The following is an 18,720-nucleotide window of genomic DNA, read 5'->3' on the forward strand; positions in this document are numbered from 1 at the left end:
CACCCGGGCTGTCCGGGTGTATGCCCATGATCCCTAACTGGTCCGTCCGTGGCTACTTGGCAGTGTGTTCGCGATGAAGCGGGCCCCACCGGGTAGCTTGCCGCCGGCATCGGGCACAGTGGCGAGGCCTGGTCGGTAGGCTCGGCCGGTGCTCCGTCCGCCCCTGGATCTGGTGCCCGCCGACGTGCCGGCGGAGTCGCTGACCCACAACACGCTCAACGGCGTGACCGGGGGGATCTGGCGGACCCGACGCGCCGGCCGCCCGGCGGTGCTCAAGCTGCTGGCCCCGCCCGGCCGCCCCGGCCCGGCCCATTGGGCCGGCAGCGACGACCCGGGGCACTGGAACTACTGGCAGCGGGAGATCGAGGCGTACCGCAGTGGCCTGGCCACCACGGCGTACCCGGGCTGGCCGGGCCGGAGCTGTTGGCGGTCGATGAGCGACCGGACGGGACGGTGGCGCTCTGGCTGGGGGAAGCGACCGGGCGGCCCGGCACCACCTGCTCCCCTGTGGACCTCGGCGAGGTGGCCGGCCGGCTCGGCGCTGGCCACGCCCGGTGGCTCGGCGACCCGTCCAACTGGGTCTGGCCGGGCGGCGGGCGGACGCCGGACTGGTTGGCCCGCGACTGGCTGCGCGACTACACGCTCGGCCGGCCGGTGCCCGAGCCGGTGCCCTGGGAGCATCCGGTCGCCGTCGCGGCCTGGCCGGCCCCGATGCGGGCCGGGCTGCGAAGGATCTGGGAGCGCCGGTACGAGGTGGTGGCGGCCACCGACGGGCTGCCCCGGACCCTCTGCCACCACGACTGCTGGCCGATGAACCTGGTCTTCCCCGACGCCGGGCCGGTGCTGCTGGACTGGTCCGGTGTCGGGCCGGGCCCGGTCGGCGAGGACGCGGCGAACCTGGTGCTGGACACGTTCTTCGACGGGCTGGTCGACGTGGGTCTGCTGCCCGAGGTGGCAGCCACGGTGGTCGACCGGTACGCGGCCGGTCTGCGTGGGCGGGTGGATCCGGCCACGGTCACCCGGGCGGTCCAGCTGACCGGGGTGGCGAAGTACGTCTGGCTGGCCCCCCTGATGCTCACCCGGCTCGGTGGCGCCACCGGGCAGACGTACGACCGGCGCGACGAGGCCGGAATCATGGCCGGCCGCCGCCCGGTGCTGGAGCTGCTGGTCCGCTGGGCCGAGGCGGCGATGCGCTGACCGGCTGGGACAGCCGACGCCGGTATGCGCCGCGAGCGTGATACCGCAGCGGCATCAATATGCCTCTGCGGTATCACGCTCGCGTGTGTTGGTGTCCGCCCGCGTCGGGTACCGGCACTCGTGGCCGGCCCGGCGTCGCCACCGGTGGACGACGGCGACGCCGGGGGCGGTCAGCTGGCCGGCTGGTCCAACTCGCCGGTGGCGGCGAGCCGCCGGTACCAGTGGGCGCTGTCCTTCCAGGTGCGGACCTGGGTGTCGTAGTCGACCCGGATGATCCCGAACCGGCGGTCATAGCCGTAGCCCCACTCGAAGTTGTCCAGCAGCGACCAGACGAAGTAGCCCCGCACGTCCGCACCCTGTGCCCGGGCGTCGGCCATCGCGGCCACGTGCCGGCGGATGTAGTCGATGCGCCGGTCGTCGTGGATCCGGCCGTCGGCGGAGACCACGTCGTCGAAGGCCGCGCCGTTCTCGGTGATCATCATCGGCTGGCCCGGGTACTCGCGGTGCAGACGCAGCAGCAGCTCGGTCAGCGCGGGCGGGTCGATGTTCCAGCCCATCGCGGTGTACGGGCCGGGCTGGGGCAGGAAGTCGACGTTGTCGGCGGCCACCCACGGCGTGAACGCCGAGGCACCGTGCCCGTCGGCGTCGGACCGGGGCGACACCCCGTCCCAGGCCCGCACCAGCGTGCTGGAGTAGTAGTTCACTCCGAGCACGTCCAGCGGCACCGCGATCAGCTTCTCGTCGCCCTCCTGGACGAACGACCAGTCGGTGACCGGCGCGGTGTCGGCCAGCAGGTCGGCCGGGTAGGCGCCGTCCAGCATCGGACCGAGGAACGCCCGGTTGGCGAGCGCGTCGATGCGCCGTGCGGCGTCGCGGTCCGCGGCCGAGTCCGAGGCTGCTCGGATGACGTGCAGGTTCAGCGTCACCGACAGCTCGGCCGCCGGGGCCAGCTCCCGCACCACCCGGCCGGCCAGGCCGTGCGCGAGGTTGAGGTGGTGCACCGCGGCCAGCGCAGCCGCCGGCTCGGTACGCCCCGGCGCGTGCACTCCGGAGGCGTAGCCCAGGTAGGCCGAGCACCACGGCTCGTTCAGCGTGGTCCAGGTGTGCACCCGGTCGCCCAGCGCCCCGACGATGCCGGCCGCGTACTCCTCGAAGCGCAGCGCGGTCTCCCGGGCCGCCCAGCCGCCGGCGTCCTCCAGTTCCTGCGGCAGGTCCCAGTGGTACATGGTGGCCACCGGGCGGATCCCGCGCTCGAGCAGGCCGTCGACCAGCCGCGAGTAGAAGTCGATGCCGGCCCGGTTGAACGCGCCCGAGCCGCCCGGCTGCACCCGCGGCCAGGCGATCGAGAACCGGTAGGCGCCGAGGCCCAGCTCGGCGATGTGCCCGAGGTCCTCCGGCCAGCGGTGGTAGTGGTCCGCGGCCACGTCACCGGTGTCGCCGTTGAGCGTACGGCCGGGGGTGTGGCTGTAGGTGTCCCAGATCGACGGCCCGCGGCCGTCCTCGGTCGCCGCACCCTCGATCTGGTACGACGCGGTGGCCGAGCCCCAGACGAAGCTCTCCGGGAAAGTGTGCGCCGTCATCGCCGGGCCTCCTTGACCTCACAGGTGTACGCCGACGAGGCGCCGGCGACCAGCTCGACGCTGGCGGTCCCATCCTCGTAGTGCACGTCGAACTCCGCGCCGGGGCCCTCCCCGGGCGAGGGGATGTTGATCCGGGTACGTTGCCCCGAAGTCGGTGCGAAGAGCCGCAGCCGCACGTCGTCGGCCCACTCGTAGTCCGGCCGGTCGGTGCGGGCGCCGAACGGGATCACCGCGCCAGGCCGGGCCAGCACCGGCACGCTGTCGAACCCGTGCTTCTCGGTCACCCAGGCCGGCCCGGTGACCTGCTCGCCGGTCACCAGGTGCGTCCAGGTGCCGGCCGGCACGTAGTACGTCACCTGGCCGTCGGCGCTCATTACCGGCGCCACCAGCACGTCCGGGCCGAGCATGTACTGCCGGTCGAGGTAGGCCGCGGTCGGGTCGTCCGGGAACTCCAGCACCATCGGGCGCATCATCGGCACGCCGTCGCGGTGCGCCTCCTCGGCGGCCGTCGCGAGGTAGGGCATCAGGCTCATCTTGAGCTGGGTGAAGTGCCGCAGCACCTCGACCGCCTCCTCGTCGAACGCCCACGGCACCCGGTAGGAGTTGGAGCCGTGCAACCGGGAGTGCGAGGAGAGCAGCCCGAAGGCGATCCACCGCTTGAACACCGCCGGGTCCGGGGTGCCCTCGAAGCCGCCGATGTCGTGGCTCCAGTAACCGAAGCCGGACGCGGCCAGCGACAGCCCGCCGCGCAGCGACTCGGCCATCGCGCCGAACGTCGACTCGCAGTCGCCGCCCCAGTGCACCGGGAACTGCTGCCCGCCGGCGGTCGCCGAGCGGGCGAAGAGCACCGCCTCACCCTTGCCGCGCTCGGCCTCCAGCAGTTCGAAGACCGCCTTGTTGTAGAGGTGGGTGTAGTAGTTGTGCATCCGCTGCGGGTCGGAGCCGTCGTGCCAGACGACGTCGGTCGGGATGCGCTCGCCGAAGTCGGTCTTGAACGAGTCCACGCCCATGTCGAGCAGGGTCTTGAGCTTGCCGGTGAACCAGCGGACGGCGTCCGGGTTGGTGAAGTCGACCAGGGCCATGCCGGCCTGCCACTTGTCCCACTGCCAGACCGAGCCGTCGGGGTTGCGGACCAGGTAGCCGGCCTCACGCCCCTCCTCGAACAGGTACGACCGCTGGGCGATGTACGGGTTGATCCAGACGCAGACCTTCAGGTCGCGCTCGTGCAGCCGGCGCAGCATGCCCTCGGGGTCGGGGAAGGTCGCCGGGTCCCAGACGAAGTCGACCCAGTGGAACTGCCGCATCCAGAAGCAGTCGAAGTGGAACACCGAGAGCGGCAGGTTCCGCTCGGCCATCCCGTCGATGAACTCGGTGACGGTCTTCTCGTCGTACGAGGTGGTGAACGACGTCGACAGCCAGAGCCCGAACGACCAGGCCGGCACCCGGGCCGGCCGCCCGGTGAGGGCGGTGTAGCGGCGCAGCACGTCTTTCGGAGTGGGCCCGTCGATGAGGTAGTAGGTGAGCGACTGCCCCTCGACGCTGAACTGCGTCTGCGACACCACCTCGGAGCCGACCTCGAACGACACGTGCTCGGGGTGGTCGACGAACACCCCGTAGCCGCCGCTGCTCAGGTAGAACGGCACGTTCTTGTACGCCTGCTCGCTCGCGGTGCCGCCGTCGGCGTTCCAGATGTCCACGACCTGGCCGTTCTTGACGAACGCGCCGAACCGCTCGCCGAGGCCGTAGATCGTCTCGCCGACGCCGAGCTCCAGCCGGTCGTGCACGTAGTTGCGGCCCTCGCCGTCGGTGACGACGCCGACGCTGCGTGCGGTGGACGAGGTGAGCCGGTGGTCCCCGCGCAGGAAGTCGACCTGCCACCCGTCGATGAGCGACACCCGGGCGGTCAGCTCGCCGGTGGTCAGCGAGGCGCTGAGGCCGGTGACGTCGACGGTGACCGGGTGGCGGTCGAGGGTGTTCAGCTCGAAGCGGGGCTGCGGCGGCAGGCCCCCGGTGTGGTGGCTGATGGTGACGCCCACGACGCCGGGCGCCGGGGTGAAGAACCGGGCGGTGACGAGCGGCCGGTTCAGGGTGTCGCCGCGGCTGGTGAGTCGGGCGGTCGGGGCGAAGACGGTGAAACCGCGTTCGTCCGGCTCGACCGACTCGACGGTGGCCGGGCGCAGCACGGTGACACCGGGCCGCATTTGCCAGTACCCGTCGGTGAACTTCACTTCTCGGCTCCTGCTGTGATGCCGCGCGCGAGGGTGCGCTGGAAGATGAGGAAGAAGAGGATGGCCGGGACCAGGCTGATCAACGCTCCCGCGTTGGTGGTCGGGGCGTCCATGAGCCGGTCACCCTGCAGCGAGGCCAGAGCGACCGGGATGGTCTGCGTCTGGTTGTCGATCAGCATGACCAGCGGGATCAGGAACTCGTTCCAGGTCCAGATGAAGAAGAAGATGAGCAGCACCGCGAGAGTGGGCCGCAGGTTGGGGAAGACCACCCGCCACAGCACCGTCCACTTGCCGGCGCCGTCCAGCGAGGCCGCCTCCAGCAGCGAGCGCGGGAACGTGCTCATCACCGAGGCGAGCAGGTAGGTGCCGAACGCGCTCTGGATGACGGTGAAGATGATGATCACCGAGAGCCGGGTGTTGTAGAGCCCGATCTCCTTCGCCACGTAGTACAGCGGGTAGATCAGCGCCTCCTGCGGCAGCATGTTGGCCAGCAGGAAGAGCCCGACGATCCAGAGCCGGCCGCGGACCCGGCCGATGCCCAGGGCGTACGCGTTGAGCAGCGAGAGGGCGACGCCGAGCACCGCGACGGAGCCGGCGATGAGCGCGGAGTTCCACAGCTTCAGCGGGAAGTTCACCGTGGTCCAGTACGTGCGCAGACCCTTGGTGTAGAACTCCGTCGGCCAGCTGAGCGGGCCGCCCGTCGAGTAGTCGCCGGGCGACTTGAACGCGTTGAGCAGCATGAACGCGAACGGCACCAGCATCGCCAGCGCGGCGAGCGTGACCAGGGTGAGCACCACCCAGCGGGTGGCGCCGCGGTGGTGTCGGTCGCGACCGGGCCGGCTCGGACGCGGGGTGACCGCGCCCTCGGCCGGTGTGAGCGTGACGGACATTTCAGATCCCCCGATCCCGACGCTCGCTGCGGGCCTGCAGCCAGATGAACAGCACGGCCACCACCACGATGATCAACGTGAGCACGGTGGAGATCGCCGAGCCGTAGCCGACCTGGAGCTTCTTGAAGAACGTGTAGTAGGCGAAGTACGACGGCACGTTGGTGGCGTTCTCCGGGCCGCCCCGGGTCAGGGCGAAGATCGGCCCGAACACCTTCAACGCGGCGATGGTGGCGGTGAGGGCCACCACGAACGTCTCCGGCCGGATCTGCGGCAGGGTGATAGCCCGGAACCGGTGGAACCAGGTAGCGCCGTCCACCTCGGCCGCCTCGTACAGCTCGGGGTCGACCCGCTGCAGCGCGGCCATGAAGACCACCACCGGGTAGCCGATCTGCACCCAGATCATCACCGCCATGACGGCGGGCAGCGCGGTGCCCGGGTCGCCGAGCCAGTCGTGGCGCAGCGCGCCGAGGCCGATCGAGTCGAGCAGGCCGTTCAACGCGCCGTCGGGGCGCAGGATCCAGCCCCAGACGATGCCGGCCACCACGACGGGCAGCACCTGCGGCAGGTAGAACGCGGCCCGCAGCGCGGCGGCGGTGCGCGGCTTGAACCGGCGGCCGATGACGTCGAAGAGCACCGCGGCCAGGAGCAGCCCGAGCAGCGTGGGCACGACCACCATGGCGACGAGCATCGCGAGGGTGTTGCGGAACGACGCCCAGAACACCTGGTCTTGCAGCAGGTGCTGGTAGTTGTCCAGGCCCACCCAGGTGGGGTCGCCGACCCCGGACCACTTGGTCAGGGAGAAGTAGACGGTGCCGAGCAGCGGGGCGCCGATGACGAGGGCGAAGAGCACCGCTCCTGGGATCAGGTAGAGCCAGTACGCCCCCTTGCGGTCGCCGCGCCGGCGGCGGGGCCTGGGCGATGTCGGGGTGGCCGTCTGGTGTGTGGTGGCCACGGTCTCGGTGACTGCCATGGAAGATCCTTCCCGGCGGGGCGGGCGGGCGCGCCGGTGGTGCCGGTCGCGCCCGCCGCTCGCCGTGCTACTTGCCGGTGATCTCCTTGACGCCGTCCTGGTACGGCTTGGCGATCGAGTCGAGGACCTGGTCGGGAGACTTGGAACCGTTGATCAGGCTCTGGAAGCCGGAGACCAGCACGTCGTAGTAGCCGGGGACCGGCCAGTCCGGGTAGAAGGCCAGGCCGTCCTGCGCGCTGACGGTGTTGAAGTTCTCGATCAGCTTCCGGTCCTTCGGATCGGTGATCTTCGAGGGGTCACCGGCCACCGGGACGCCACCGTTGTTGCCGATCAGGTCCTGGATCTCCGGACGCAGGGTGATGTCGATGAAGTCGTACGCCAGCGACTTGGCCTTGCTGGTCTGCGGGACCACCCAGAGGTTGCCGGAGGAGCCGGCCTGCAGGGTGTTGCCGGGGAACAGGAAGCTGTCCCAGTTGGCCTTCATCTCGGCCTTGAACCGGCCGTACCACCAGCTACCCGAGACGATCATGGGAGCCTTGCCGCTGATGAACGCGGTGCCCATGTCCTCGGCCTTCAGGCTCGCCGAGTCCTTGGCGACATAGCCCTTACGCACCCAGTCGGCGAAGGTCTCCGCGCCGTACTTCAGCGGGTCGGCCTTGAAGTCGACCGGGTTCTTGTAGAGCTCGTAGTTGTTGACGAACTGCCGGTCCGCCTTGGCCAGCGCCAGCTGGTAGAAGAGCTGGCCGGCCGGGTACTCGGCGCCGCCCATGCCCAGCGGCGTGACGCCCTTGCCGACGAAGGTGTCCATCGCGGCCGTCATCTCGGCCATCGTGGTCGGCACCTTGACGCCGTACTTCTCGAAGAGGTCCTTGTTGTAGTAGACCGTCACGTACTCGCCGTAGTTCGGCACGCCGTACCAGTTGCCCGAGCCCATGACGCCCTTGTCGTCATAGCGGGCGGTGGTCTGCAGGCTGGGGCTGAGCTTGCCGGCCCAGCCGCGCTTGTCGGCCTCGGCGGAGAGGTCGGTCAGCAGCCCCTGGGAGGAGAGCAGGCCCGCGGTCGCGTTGCCCTTGTTGTACTCCATGATGTCCGGGCCTTCGGACGAGTTGATGATCATGCCCGCGTTCTGCTGGATCTGCTCGAACGCCTTGCGCTCGAACTGGACCTCGACGCCCGGGTGCTCGTCCTTGAAGATCTGGATCGCCCGGTCCCAGGCGATGCCCATGGCGCTGTTCGCGCTCTCGTAGTGCCAGAGCTTGAGGGTCTTGGCCTCGCTGCCGTCGCCGCCGCCACCATCGCCGCACGCGACGATGGTCGTCGCTGCGGTCGCGGCCAGCGCCACCGCAGCAGCCAGCCTGCCGAATCGGTGCATTGCTATCCTCCTGGTGAGTATCGAGTCGGTACTTGTGGTGCCCGTCACCGCGTGGCAGCGCGGTGGCGGGTTTTTTGGTCCTGGTGCGCGTTACCGCGTGGCAGCGCGGTGGTCGGCACCCTCGGTCGAGGTGGCTGGCGGGCCGGTGCCGGGCGGGCCCGTGTCGCCGCCGGGGGCGGGGGACAGGCGTACCGCTCCGCTCGACCCGCGGATCTCCAGCGCGCAGGGCAGTAGTTGCTGGTGGTGGTCGCCGCCGGCCCCCTCGAGTTGGCGCAGCAGGGCCTCGACCGCGATCCGGCCGAGCGCCGAGCCGGGCGAGGCCATCGCGGTCAGCGCGGGCGTGGCCAGCTCGGCCACCTGGGCCGACGTCACCATCGACACCACCGACACGTCGTCGGGCACGGCCACGCCGAGGGTGGTCAGCCCGCCGAGGATGCCGAAGATCGCGCTCTCGTTCATCGCCAGCACGGCGGTGAGGTCGGGGGCCTGGGCCAGCGCCTCGGCCAGGGCGGCGCGACCGCCGGCCGCGCTGTCCTCGGCGGGGGTCATCAGGGGCTCCAGGCCGTAGCCCTGCATCGCGGCGACGAAGGAGTCGCGGGTACGCAGCGCCGGGCCGTAGCCGGCCTCGATGGTGGCGGCCGAGTGGTTCACGTAGACGATGCGCCGGTGGCCGAGCTCGACGAGGTGGTCGACGGCGTCCCGGACGGTCTGGTCGAAGTCGATGTCGACGTAGGAGAGGCCGGCGGTGTCACCGGTGCGGCCGATCAGCACCAACGGCACCCCGGCCTCCTGGAGGGCGGTGACCCGCGGGTCCTCGACCTGCACCTCCATCAGCACCGCGCCGTCGAACATCCGCTGGCTGGCCAGCCGGCGCAGGTCGTCGGAGTCGGCGGCGCCGACCGGGGAGAGCACGAGGTGGTAGCCGGCGGCGCTGGCCGCGGCGGCCGCGCCGGTGACGAAGGCGGTCTCGGTGGCGCCCAGCCCACGCTCGTCCATCGGCATGAGCAGGCCGACGATCCGGCTGCGCCGACTGGCCAGCCCGCGGGCCATCGCGTTCGGCTGGTATTCGAGCTCGGCCATGGCCGCGAGGACCTTGTCCCGGGTCGCCTGGGAGATCGGCCGGGTGCCGGTGAGCACGTACGACACGGTGCTGACCGAGACCCGGGCGAGGCGGGCGACGTCGTGCATGGTGGCCACCCCGCACCTCCTTCGGCCGGCTGGTCGATCATCGTTGATCGCGCTTGTCGAAGCGTTTCGACTAAGCGTTTCGACAGAACCGTAGGTCAGTGTTACGGGATCGTCAATAGCCGGTGTCCAGCGTGCGTCGACGCGGTCGAAACGACCTTCCCGCCGCCCGGCGACTGCTCCGCCGAATGCGGGGGCGGGCCGGCCGGCAGGTGGTGTGCATCACAGCCCGGCCCGGCAGCCGTGTTCAGCCCAGGTCGAAGAGGGCGGCGGCGTTGTGCCAGCAGACCGCGCGCAGCCAGTCGTCGCCGAGGTCGAGGCGGGCCAGCCCGGTCAGCTGCTCGGCGTACGGGTAGGGGATGTTCGGGAAGTCGCTGCCGAGCAGCACCTTGCCGGCCAGCCCCAGCTCACGCAGCCGGGGCAGCTCCTCAGCCGGAAAGGGCAGGAACCGGTCGAAGAACGGGGTGAACGCCATCGTGGTGTCCAGCCGCACCCGCTCGTAGGACTCGGCGAGGTCGAGGAAGGCCCGGTAGTCGGGCGCGCCGAGGTGGGCCACCACCGCGGTCAGCGTCGGGTGCCGGGCGAGCAGCGCCGCGAACGGCTCCGGCCCGGTGTGCGCGGTACCGACCGGAGCGTGCCCGGCGTGCACCACCACGGGCACACCGGCGTCGGCGAGCAACCCCCAGACGTCGTCCAACGTCGGGTCGGTGGGTGGGAATCCACCGACCTGGACGTGCACCTTGAACACCCGTGCGCCGGCGTCCAGCGCCTCGGCGACGTAGCCGGGGGCCGCCGGCTCGGGAAAGAAGGTGGCCGAGGGCAGGCAGCCCGGCGTGGCCCGGGCGAAGTCGAGCGTCCACCGGTTCAGCTCGGCGGCCATCCCCGGCCGGTGCGGGTACGCCAGCGCGCTGAACGCGCGCACCCCGAGCCGCCGCAGGTGCGCGACCCGCTCCGCGTCGCTCCACCGGTAGCGGATCGGCCACTCGGTGCCGACCAGCGGACCGGCCGCGTCGAAGTACGCCCAGACCCGGCGCAGCAGCCGGGGCGGCAGGAAGTGCACGTGCACGTCGGCCAGCCCGGGCAGGCCGAGCCCTCGCCAGAACGCCGGGACACCGGCGTCGGCGTCCGGGGCGCTGGGCGCGCCGGTCATATCTCGATGTTGAACCGTTGCAGCACCGACGGCGCCACCAGCCCGGCCGTGGCCAGCAGCGAGATCACGGTCAGCACGGCGCGCAGCACGACCACCTCGGTCTTGCTGCCGGTACGCAGCGCGATGCCGTTGGGCAGGCCGACCATCATCCACATCCGACGCTTGATCGGGATCGGCCACAGAATGGGCACGCCGGCGCGGGTGATCATGTCGCCGAGGATGTGCACGAAACAGCCCACCCCCACCGCGGTGCCGATCAGGGGATAGCCCCGGCCACCCGGCAGGTTCGCGTAGGTGAACCACGCGGCGGCCAGCGACGCCAGGGTGACGATCACCCAACCGGCCCGCTCGGCCCACTTGTCGAAGAGGCCACGCAGGGCCAGCCCGATCATGAAGAACAGGATGCCGATGACCGCCCACTTGCCGTACGCCGCGCAGAGGGCGGTGGTGCCCCAGCCGACCAGCACGGTGAACGGAATGGTGTGGGTCAGCGTCCGGTGACCGTTGTTGCGCTTCGGGTCCCGGCTCAGCTTGGTCGCGTAGTAGACGCCGAGGGAGATCTTCTCCATCACCTCGGCGAAGAAGAGGCTGACCACGCCGAAGGTCCGGGCCACTGTGGCGCCACCCTGGTTGCGGGTCACCTTGCCGGAGAGGTCGAGGTCGGGGAAGAGCGCGCCACCGGCGCAGACCGCGGTGCCGACGGCGAGCGCGAGCGGTGACTGGTGATAGTCGGCGAACTGGTCCAGTGCCCAGGATCCGGCCAACCACACCGCCGCGCCGGACAGCGCGTGCGATGGTCCCATCATGTCGGCTCACCCTCCCCAGGGATCTTGAGCGCTAAAGCACCGTCACTCTAGTCAGAAGCGGGGTCGTGCGGGCAATCACCCGGACGGTCCACATAGGAGAGTTTCAGGGGGCGGGTGTGAAGCTCTGCCGGATCATTGCGAAGTATGTCGCGTTGACCTGCCAGTCGAACTCTTTTGTCAACCATGAGACGGTGTACGCGCGGTAGGCGGAGGTGTTCGCCAGCAGCCGGGCGGTGTGCACCCGCTCGCCCGCGGCATTGACCCAACCGCACTCCCAGACGGCGCCGCCGTGGAAGATGTCCATCGGGGATATGTCCACCTTGTGGTAACCCGGCAGCGCCCCGTCGTCGGTGAGCCGCCGCTCCTCGGCCTCCCACCAGGCCACCGGGTCACTGCGTCGGGCGCTCGCCTCCACGCTGAGCACCCGAGCGCCGCCGGGCTCGCGGAAACAGGTGACGGCGTCCTCGCTCCACCGCAGCCAGGTGACCGGAGCGGCGATCCGGAATCCGGTCGGGTCGGTGTACCACGTCCAGCCGGGCACCAGCCGGAACCGCGCCCCCGGCGGCGGCGGCACCGACGGCACCGGTTGCGCCGCCGGCGGGGGCGGGGTCGCGCAGGCGAAGGTGGCCGGGCGGGTGGAGTTGTCCCCGCCGCCGGAGCCCGACGGTCGTCGTTGCGGCTCGCCCCGGGCGTTCAGCGCCACGGCGGTACCCGCGGTGGCGAGCAGCACGAGGACGAGCCCCGCACCCGTGACCGCGAGCCGTCGGCGGCGCCCCCGATCCCGCCGGCCCTGCGCGCGCTCCCGCCGCCCCGGTACGCCGTCCACCACCGACCCCGCCGCCGCCTCCGGCCCGCCCTGCGCGCTCGGGGCATCTTCACCTGCCGGGGCGCCCGCGAGGGCCGGATCGCCACTGACCTGACCGTCCGCGGCGTCGGGAGCGGCCCGGCGTGACCGTGCCGCCGGCGGCTCGTCCTGGTGCTCCGGCTGGTGGCCGGGCGACGACAGGCCGAATCCAGGCGGCGGGGGGACGCCTGCCTTCCGGACAGGGGAGAGGTCAGGCGGCGGCAGGCCGAACCCGGGCGGCGGTGCCGTCGGGCCGATCGTGGCGGCATCCGGCCCGCTCGCCGCGGCACGCAGCAGCGGTTCGGCCTCGGCGGCGGTGAGCCGCCGCCACGGGTCGCGCTGCAACAGCCCGGTGAGAGCCGGGCGCAGCGGCCCGGCCCGGCGCATCGGGTCCGGCGGGTCGGTGGCCAGCGCGGTCAGCGTCGCCATCGCGCTGGACCGGGCGTACGGCGACTTGCCCTCCACCGTCGCGTAGAGGGTCGCGCCGAGCGACCACAGGTCGGTACGCGGATCGGAGACCCCGTCGCGGGCACGCTCCGGCGCGACGAACTGCGGCGAGCCGAGCACCATCCCGGGCCCGGTCATCGCCCCGTCCCCACCGGTGAAGGTGGCCAGTCCGAAGTCGGTCAGCACCACCCGCCCGTCGGCGGCGATCAGCACGTTGTGCGGTTTCACGTCCCGGTGCAGCACCCCGGCGGCGTGTGCGGCGCGCAGCGCGGCCAGCACGGCCAGCCCGATCCGGGCGGTCCGCCGTGGACTCAGCGGGCCCTCGGTGGCCAGCACCTGCTGCAGCGAGCGGGACTCGACGTACTCCATCACGATCCACGGGCTGTCCCGGTCGTGCACGACGTCGTAGAGCCGGACCACGTTGGGATGGCTGAGCCGGGCGGCCGTACGCGCCTCGCGCAGCGTCCGCAGCCGCAGCTCGTCGCGCTCGGCCTCGGCCAGCCAGGCGGGCGGGACGAACTCCTTGACCGCGACGTCGCGGTGCAGCATCTCGTCACGGGCCAGCCAGACGCGGCCCATCCCGCCGGTGCCGACCAGGTCGAGCAGCCGGTACCGACCTGCGATCAGCAGCTGCCGCACGGTCGCGTCCCCCTCGGTCACCCCCGGTTACACGATAGCCACCGGTCATGGTTTTCTCATCCGCCGTGGACGGTCAAGGTGGCGGGCGGAAGCTCGCCCGGATCGTCGACCAGTCCGCCCCGGCGGCGGCCCAGTCCGAGTCACCGGCGATCCAGCCCAGCGTCCAGCCCTCGGCGCCCGGCGGTGTCCCGGGCACCGTCTGGGTGCCGTGCAGCCGGTCGCCGTGCGGGGTGTCCCAGCGCAGCTCCCACACGGTGTCGCCGCCGCTCGGGGCGAGCCGCACCTCGTCGTAGTCGGGCAGCGCGCCCGCGTCCGCCGCCTCGTCGCGCATGGCGCGCAGCCGGGGGACCGCGTCGCCGCTCTCGGGCCCGGCGACGCCGAGCGCCCGGCCGGTTGCCGGGTCCTGAAAGCAGGTGATCGGGCCGTCCTGGGAGTACCGCCACCCGCTCGGCACGGCCACCCGGAATCCGCGGGCGTCGTCGTGCCAGAGCCAGCCGGGCGGTGGCCGGAACCGGTCGCCGGCGGCCGGACCGGCCGCCGGCACCGGTTGGCCGACGATGTCCGGCCGGACGCACGGAAACGGCGGCGGGGGCACCCCGGGACCGCCGGGCGGCGGCCGGTGCCGGTCCGGTCCGCGGTCGAACGGCCCGGAGGGCGGTGGGCCGGGCGGTGGGCCGGGATCACGTCGATCGGCGGCATTCGGCTCCCGGTGTCCGTCGCCGGTGACCGCCAGCGCGGTGCCGATGCCCGCCGCCGCGGCCACCAGCAGCGCCGTGGCGACCAGCGCGCCGCGACGCAGCAGCCGCCGACCGGCCCCACCGGCCAGCTCTCCGGCTGGCGGCGCGCGATCCCCGGCCGGTCCGGGCGCGTTGCCCCCGGTCGCCGCCGGGCGGTCGGCGGTGTCAGCCGGACTCGGCGCCCCCTCCGCCGGAGCATCGGCACGCCGCCCGTCGCCGGCCCCGTCGAGCGCCGCCGGCTCGGCGACGGGCGCCGTCGGGGACCAGCCGTCGACCGGTGCGGAGCCCGGCCGGTCGCCGCCGGTCGGTTGGTCGGCCGCCACCGGTGCCTGCGGCCCGACCCACTGGGCGGCGGCGGTCAGCCGGCGATGGGCCTCGTCGTGGTCGATCCGCTGCCGCGGGTCGCGGCGGAGCAGCCCGGCCAGCACCGGCGCCAGCGCCCCGGCGTGCGGCGCGGGATCCGGTGGCGCGCTCGCCAGGGCGCTGAGGGTGGCCATCGCGGTGCTGCGGGCGTACGGGGAACGGCCCTCGACCGCGGCGTGCAGCGTGGCACCGAGCGACCAGAGGTCGGCCTCCACGCTGGAGACTCCCTCGGCAGCTCGCTCGGGGGCGACGTACTGCGGCGAACCGAGCACCATGCCGGGCCGCGTCATCGCCCCGTCGCCGCCGTCGAAGACGGCCAGCCCGAAATCGGTGAGCATCACCCGGCCGTCGTGGGCGACGAGCACGTTCTGCGGCTTCACGTCGCGGTGCAGCACCCCGGCGGCGTGCGCGGCGCGCAGCGCCGCCAGCACGGCCAGCCCGATCCGGGCCGCCCGGGGCGGGTCGAGCGGCCCCTCAGCGTCGAGCACGTCCTGCAGGGTCCGGGACGGGACGTACTCCATGACGATCCACGGTTCGCCGTCGACCGGGACCACGTCGTAGAGCCGGACCACCCGCGGATGGTTGAGCCGGGCCGCGGTGCGCGCCTCCCGCAGGGTGCGCGCCCGCAACTCGGCCCGCTCGTCGTCGGCCAGCCAGGCGGGCGGCACGACCTGCTTGACCGCGACGTCGCGGTGCAGCATCTCGTCGCGGGCGCGCCACACCAGTCCCATGCCCCCGCGGCCCACCAGGTCGAGCAGCCGGTACCGGCCGGCGATCAGCACCTGCCGCACGCTCCTCCCCGCCGCTGTCCGATGTTCACCCTAGCCAGCGGATCGGAGGTGACCTATCGGTCGTACGCCTCGGTCAACAGGCCGTACCGTCGCGGACGAGCAGGTTTCCGTCCGGAATGGTGAGGTGCGGACGGCCACCGCCCAGCCGGGCGGCGGCCCGGCGGGCCTGCAACGGCCCGTGCTCCCGTCGGGCGGCGGCGTAGCTGCCGGCGGTGCGCGCCGCGATGGTCGCCCAGCCGTACCGCTCGCCGACCATGGTCCGGGCCCGGCGGGCGACCCGCCGGGCGAAGACCTCGTCGCCGAGGAGCTGGTCGACCGCGGTGGCGAGCGCGTCCGGGTCGCTGTGCGGGAACGTCACCCCGGTCACGCCGGGCTCGACGATCTCCGCGAGGCCGCCGGTGCGGGCCACCGCCAGCGGCGCGCCGGCCGCGGCCGCCTCCAACGCGACCATGCCGAACGGCTCGTAGAGGCTGGGCACCACGGTCGCGTCGGTGGCGGCGAGCATCGCCGGCAGTTGGGTGGTGTCCAGGAAGCCGGCGAAGCGGACGGTCGAGGTGAGCGCGAGCCGCCGGGCCTCCTCCTCCAACTCGCCCCGGTACGGGCCGTCGCCGGCGATCACCACCCGCAGCCCGGGGTGCCGCTGCCGCAGGTACGGCACGGCGTGCATCAGGTGCTGCACGCCCTTCTCGTAGACCAGCCGGCCGGCGTACCCCACCAGCGGCCCGTTCCCGGCGAACCGGGCCCGGGCGGAGGCGACGGCGCGCGGGCGGGCGCGCCACGCCCGGTCGTCGACCCCGTTGGGCACCACGTCGACCTGTGCGACGGGCACCTCGAAGAGGGTGGTGACCTGGTCGCGCATGTAGCCGGAGCAGGCGATCACCCGGGCGGAGGAGTTGCTCAGCCAGTGCTCGACGCCGTGGATGGTGCGGTTCATCTCCTCGGGCAGCCAGCCCTGGTGCCGGCCCGCCTCGGTGGCGTGGATGGTGGTCACCAGTGGCAGGTCGAGGTGCTCGGCGAGGGTGACCGCGGTGTGCGCGACCAGCCAGTCGTGGGCGTGGATGACGTCGTAGTCGCCGGCCTCGGTAGCGCGCAGGGCGGCCCGGGTGAGGGTGTGGTTGAAGGCCATGGTCCAGGCCAGCAGGCTGCCGGTGGCCAGCGGGAAGGTGACGGGATCTTCGGCGGCGCGCAGGATCCGCACGCCGTCGGCGTACTCCTCGAGCGGGGCGCCCTCGGCGTGGCGGGTGACGACGGTGACCTCGTGACCGGCGGCGGCCAGGGCGACGGAGAGGGCGTGCACGTGCCGGCCGAGGCCACCGACGAGCACGGGCGGATATTCCCACGACAGGATGAGCACCCGCTGGTGCCGGGCGGGGTGGATGTCGATCACGTCAGCGTCAGGTGACATGCGGCCCCCTTGGAGTTGTCCCCGGGCGCGCGCCGACCGACACCCGCGATGGTGTCCGTCGTCGCGTCTGGATCGGGGCCAATCCTGCCGCGACCTGGATAACCAGTGGCGACGGCGCCGTTGCGGTCGTGTAAAGCGCTAAGGGCCGGTGCGGCGGACCCGCAGCAACTCGGCGACCGACCACGCCTGGAACGGGCAGCCGGTGGCGCCGTGCGGCGGCAGACCGTCGGCCGTCTCGCTGACCGACCCGAGCCCGTACTCGGTGAGGTGGGCCTCGAGCCCCACGAACAGCTCGTCGACCGGGATCTTGGCCCGCCGGGCGGCGTCCACGTACGGCCCGAACAGCCACGGCCAGACTGTGCCCTGGTGGTAGCCGCCGTCCCGGGCGGCCGGCCCGCCCCGGTGCCGGCCGACGAACTCGGGGGCGTCGGGGGAGAGGCTGCGCGGGCCGAGCGGGGTGAGCAGCGCGCCGCCGATCCGGCGCACGGCCGCCTCGTCCGGCTCCAGCGGGGCGTACGGCAGGGACCAGGCGAGCAGCTGGTTCGGGCGCAGCGAGTCGTCGTCGTGGTACGCGGCCCCACCCAGCGGGTACGCCGGCGCGGGCGCGTCCAGCACGTCGTGCAGCCAGCCCGCCGGCGTCGGGTAGCGCTCCCGGAACGAGGCGGTGGCCTGCCGGTGCAGCCGCCACAGCTCGTCGGCGTCCGCGCCGGCCAGCTCGGTCAGCTCCGCCAGCCCGGCCAACCCGTTGATCCAGAGCGCGTTGACCTCGACCGGCTTGCCGGTACGCGGAGTCACCGGCACCCCGTGGACCCGGGCGTCCATCCAGGTGAGGGCGGTCTCCTCGGTGCCCTGGGTGAGCAGCCCGTCGGCCGGGTCGACGGCGATGCCGTAGCGGGTGCCGGCCCGGTGCGCGTCGACCACCGCGTGCAGCGCCGGCAGCAGCTCGTCCCCGAGGTCGGTGTCGCCGGTGACGGTCACGTGCCGGCTCACCGCGTGCAGGAACCACAGCGTCGCGTCGACCGTGTTGTACTCCACCCGGCCGGTGTCGGCGGTGTTCGCCAGCATCCCCTCCGACAGCGTCGCCGCGTACGAGCGCAGCAGCTCCCGCCCCAGCTCGGCCCGGTTGGTGCTGAGGAAGAGCCCCTCGTACGAGATCATGGTGTCGCGCGACCAGGCGCCGAACCACGGGTAGCCGGCGACCACGTCCACCGGGGCGTCTGCGGTGCGCACCACGAACGCGTCGGCGGCCAGGGCCAGCGTCGCCTCGACGTCGTCGGCGGGCTTCGCCTGCGCCACCACCTGCCGGTTACGCCGCCGGGCCACCTCGATCACGTCGGTCGCCGGCGGCGGCTCGACCTCCAGCGGTGCCGCCCAGGCCAGCACCGACACCGTGTCGCCGGGCCGCTCCAGCGCGCCGCTGAACCGACCCGCGTACCAGAGGTCCTCCTGAGGGTGCAGCCCGCGGGCCGCCTCCTCCCGGTGGTGCACTCCCAGCCACCACTGACCCTGCGGCGTCCAGCCCGGCCCGGCGAGCCGGAACGCGCCCTCCACCACCGCGCCGCCGGCCACCTGCTCCACCGTGGGAGCCGGGCCGTCGGCTCGGCGCTCGCCGTGCGCGTCCCGCCAGGTGCAGGCCGCGGAGAGGTCGAGGCGCACCGGCCCGCCGGAGACCAGCCGGTGCACCACCGCCACGCACGACCGGCCGGGGAGCATGGCCAGCTCCCGCTCGATCACCACGTCGCCGATCCGCCACCGCCACCGCGGCACCCCGTCGATCAACCTGAACTGCTCCAGCAGTTCGAACCCGCGCGGGTCGACGTTGCCGGAGGCCCACTCGTGCGCGCCGAGGCGCACCTGCGCGCCGGAGGGGAGCTGCACGGCCGGGTCGAGACTGACCAGTCCCACGCGTCGGGACGCGGGCGTGTCGCCGGCAACCACCAGCAGCCCGTGGTAGCGGCGGGTCCGCAACCCGCTGACCGTGCCCATGGCGTAGCCGCCGACGCCGTCGCAGACGAGCCACTCCCGGGTCGCTGCGCTGGTCAGCTCGGTGCAGACCTGCGGGCCGAAGCGAATGTCGATCAACTTTCCTCCACCGGCGGCGGCGTGCCACACGCCA

General features: G+C 72.8%; 13 protein-coding genes. 1 reads left to right on the forward strand and 12 read right to left on the reverse strand.

Going from position 1 to position 18,720, the window contains the following annotated elements:
* Window positions 1-423 precede the first annotated feature (423 nt).
* Window positions 424-1,197: a phosphotransferase family protein gene (locus tag ACIBBA_RS11235; RefSeq protein ID WP_396696088.1), complete on the forward strand. Its 774-nt coding sequence runs from the start codon at window positions 424-426 to the stop codon at window positions 1,195-1,197.
* Window positions 1,198-1,367: 170 nt separating this feature from the next.
* On the opposite strand, the gene ACIBBA_RS11240 is transcribed toward ACIBBA_RS11235, so the two are convergent.
* The 12 genes from ACIBBA_RS11240 to ACIBBA_RS11295 all read right to left on the reverse strand — a co-directional run bounded on the left by ACIBBA_RS11240 (window position 1,368) and on the right by ACIBBA_RS11295 (window position 18,686).
* Window positions 1,368-2,777, reverse strand: a complete 1,410-nt coding sequence (locus tag ACIBBA_RS11240) for a GH1 family beta-glucosidase (protein ID WP_396696090.1) — start codon at window positions 2,775-2,777, stop codon at window positions 1,368-1,370.
* The gene (gene yicI / locus ACIBBA_RS11245) at window positions 2,774-5,005 is read right to left on the reverse strand and encodes an alpha-xylosidase (RefSeq protein WP_396696092.1); all 2,232 of its coding nucleotides are present in this window, start codon (window positions 5,003-5,005) and stop codon (window positions 2,774-2,776) included. The genes ACIBBA_RS11240 and yicI overlap by 4 nt, the downstream gene beginning before the upstream one ends.
* On the reverse strand, window positions 5,002-5,895 hold the full coding sequence (locus ACIBBA_RS11250) for a carbohydrate ABC transporter permease (protein WP_396696094.1): 894 nt from the start codon (window positions 5,893-5,895) through the stop codon (window positions 5,002-5,004). Before ACIBBA_RS11250 ends, yicI begins: the two co-directional genes overlap by 4 nt.
* Before the next feature lies 1 nt (window position 5,896).
* The gene (locus ACIBBA_RS11255) at window positions 5,897-6,865 is read right to left on the reverse strand and encodes a carbohydrate ABC transporter permease (protein ID WP_396696096.1); all 969 of its coding nucleotides are present in this window, start codon (window positions 6,863-6,865) and stop codon (window positions 5,897-5,899) included.
* A 67-nt stretch (window positions 6,866-6,932) separates the two neighbouring features.
* Window positions 6,933-8,237, reverse strand: a complete 1,305-nt coding sequence (locus tag ACIBBA_RS11260; RefSeq protein WP_396696098.1) for an ABC transporter substrate-binding protein — start codon at window positions 8,235-8,237, stop codon at window positions 6,933-6,935.
* A gap of 90 nt (window positions 8,238-8,327) precedes the next feature.
* Window positions 8,328-9,425 (reverse strand): LacI family DNA-binding transcriptional regulator, encoded by a 1,098-nt coding sequence (locus ACIBBA_RS11265; RefSeq protein ID WP_396696493.1) that lies wholly within the window; start codon window positions 9,423-9,425, stop codon window positions 8,328-8,330.
* Between the two features lie 244 nt (window positions 9,426-9,669).
* Window positions 9,670-10,572: an amidohydrolase family protein gene (locus tag ACIBBA_RS11270; protein WP_396696100.1), complete on the reverse strand. Its 903-nt coding sequence runs from the start codon at window positions 10,570-10,572 to the stop codon at window positions 9,670-9,672.
* Window positions 10,569-11,378 carry a metal-dependent hydrolase gene (locus ACIBBA_RS11275; RefSeq protein WP_396696102.1) on the reverse strand — a complete coding sequence of 270 codons (810 nt, stop codon included), beginning with the start codon at window positions 11,376-11,378 and terminating at the stop codon, window positions 10,569-10,571. The genes ACIBBA_RS11270 and ACIBBA_RS11275 overlap by 4 nt, the downstream gene beginning before the upstream one ends.
* Before the next feature lie 103 nt (window positions 11,379-11,481).
* The gene (locus tag ACIBBA_RS11280; RefSeq protein ID WP_396696104.1) at window positions 11,482-13,329 is read right to left on the reverse strand and encodes a protein kinase; all 1,848 of its coding nucleotides are present in this window, start codon (window positions 13,327-13,329) and stop codon (window positions 11,482-11,484) included.
* A 52-nt stretch (window positions 13,330-13,381) separates the two neighbouring features.
* On the reverse strand, window positions 13,382-15,199 hold the full coding sequence (locus tag ACIBBA_RS11285) for a protein kinase (protein WP_396696106.1): 1,818 nt from the start codon (window positions 15,197-15,199) through the stop codon (window positions 13,382-13,384).
* A 73-nt stretch (window positions 15,200-15,272) separates the two neighbouring features.
* The gene (locus ACIBBA_RS11290; RefSeq protein WP_396696108.1) at window positions 15,273-16,604 is read right to left on the reverse strand and encodes a glycosyltransferase family 4 protein; all 1,332 of its coding nucleotides are present in this window, start codon (window positions 16,602-16,604) and stop codon (window positions 15,273-15,275) included.
* Between the two features lie 138 nt (window positions 16,605-16,742).
* Window positions 16,743-18,686, reverse strand: coding sequence for an amylo-alpha-1,6-glucosidase (locus tag ACIBBA_RS11295; RefSeq protein ID WP_396696110.1), 1,944 nt, complete (start codon window positions 18,684-18,686; stop codon window positions 16,743-16,745).
* Window positions 18,687-18,720 lie beyond the last annotated feature (34 nt).

It is taken from the genome of Micromonospora sp. NPDC051006 (genome assembly GCF_044456245.1).
Taxonomy (GTDB): domain Bacteria; phylum Actinomycetota; class Actinomycetes; order Mycobacteriales; family Micromonosporaceae; genus Micromonospora.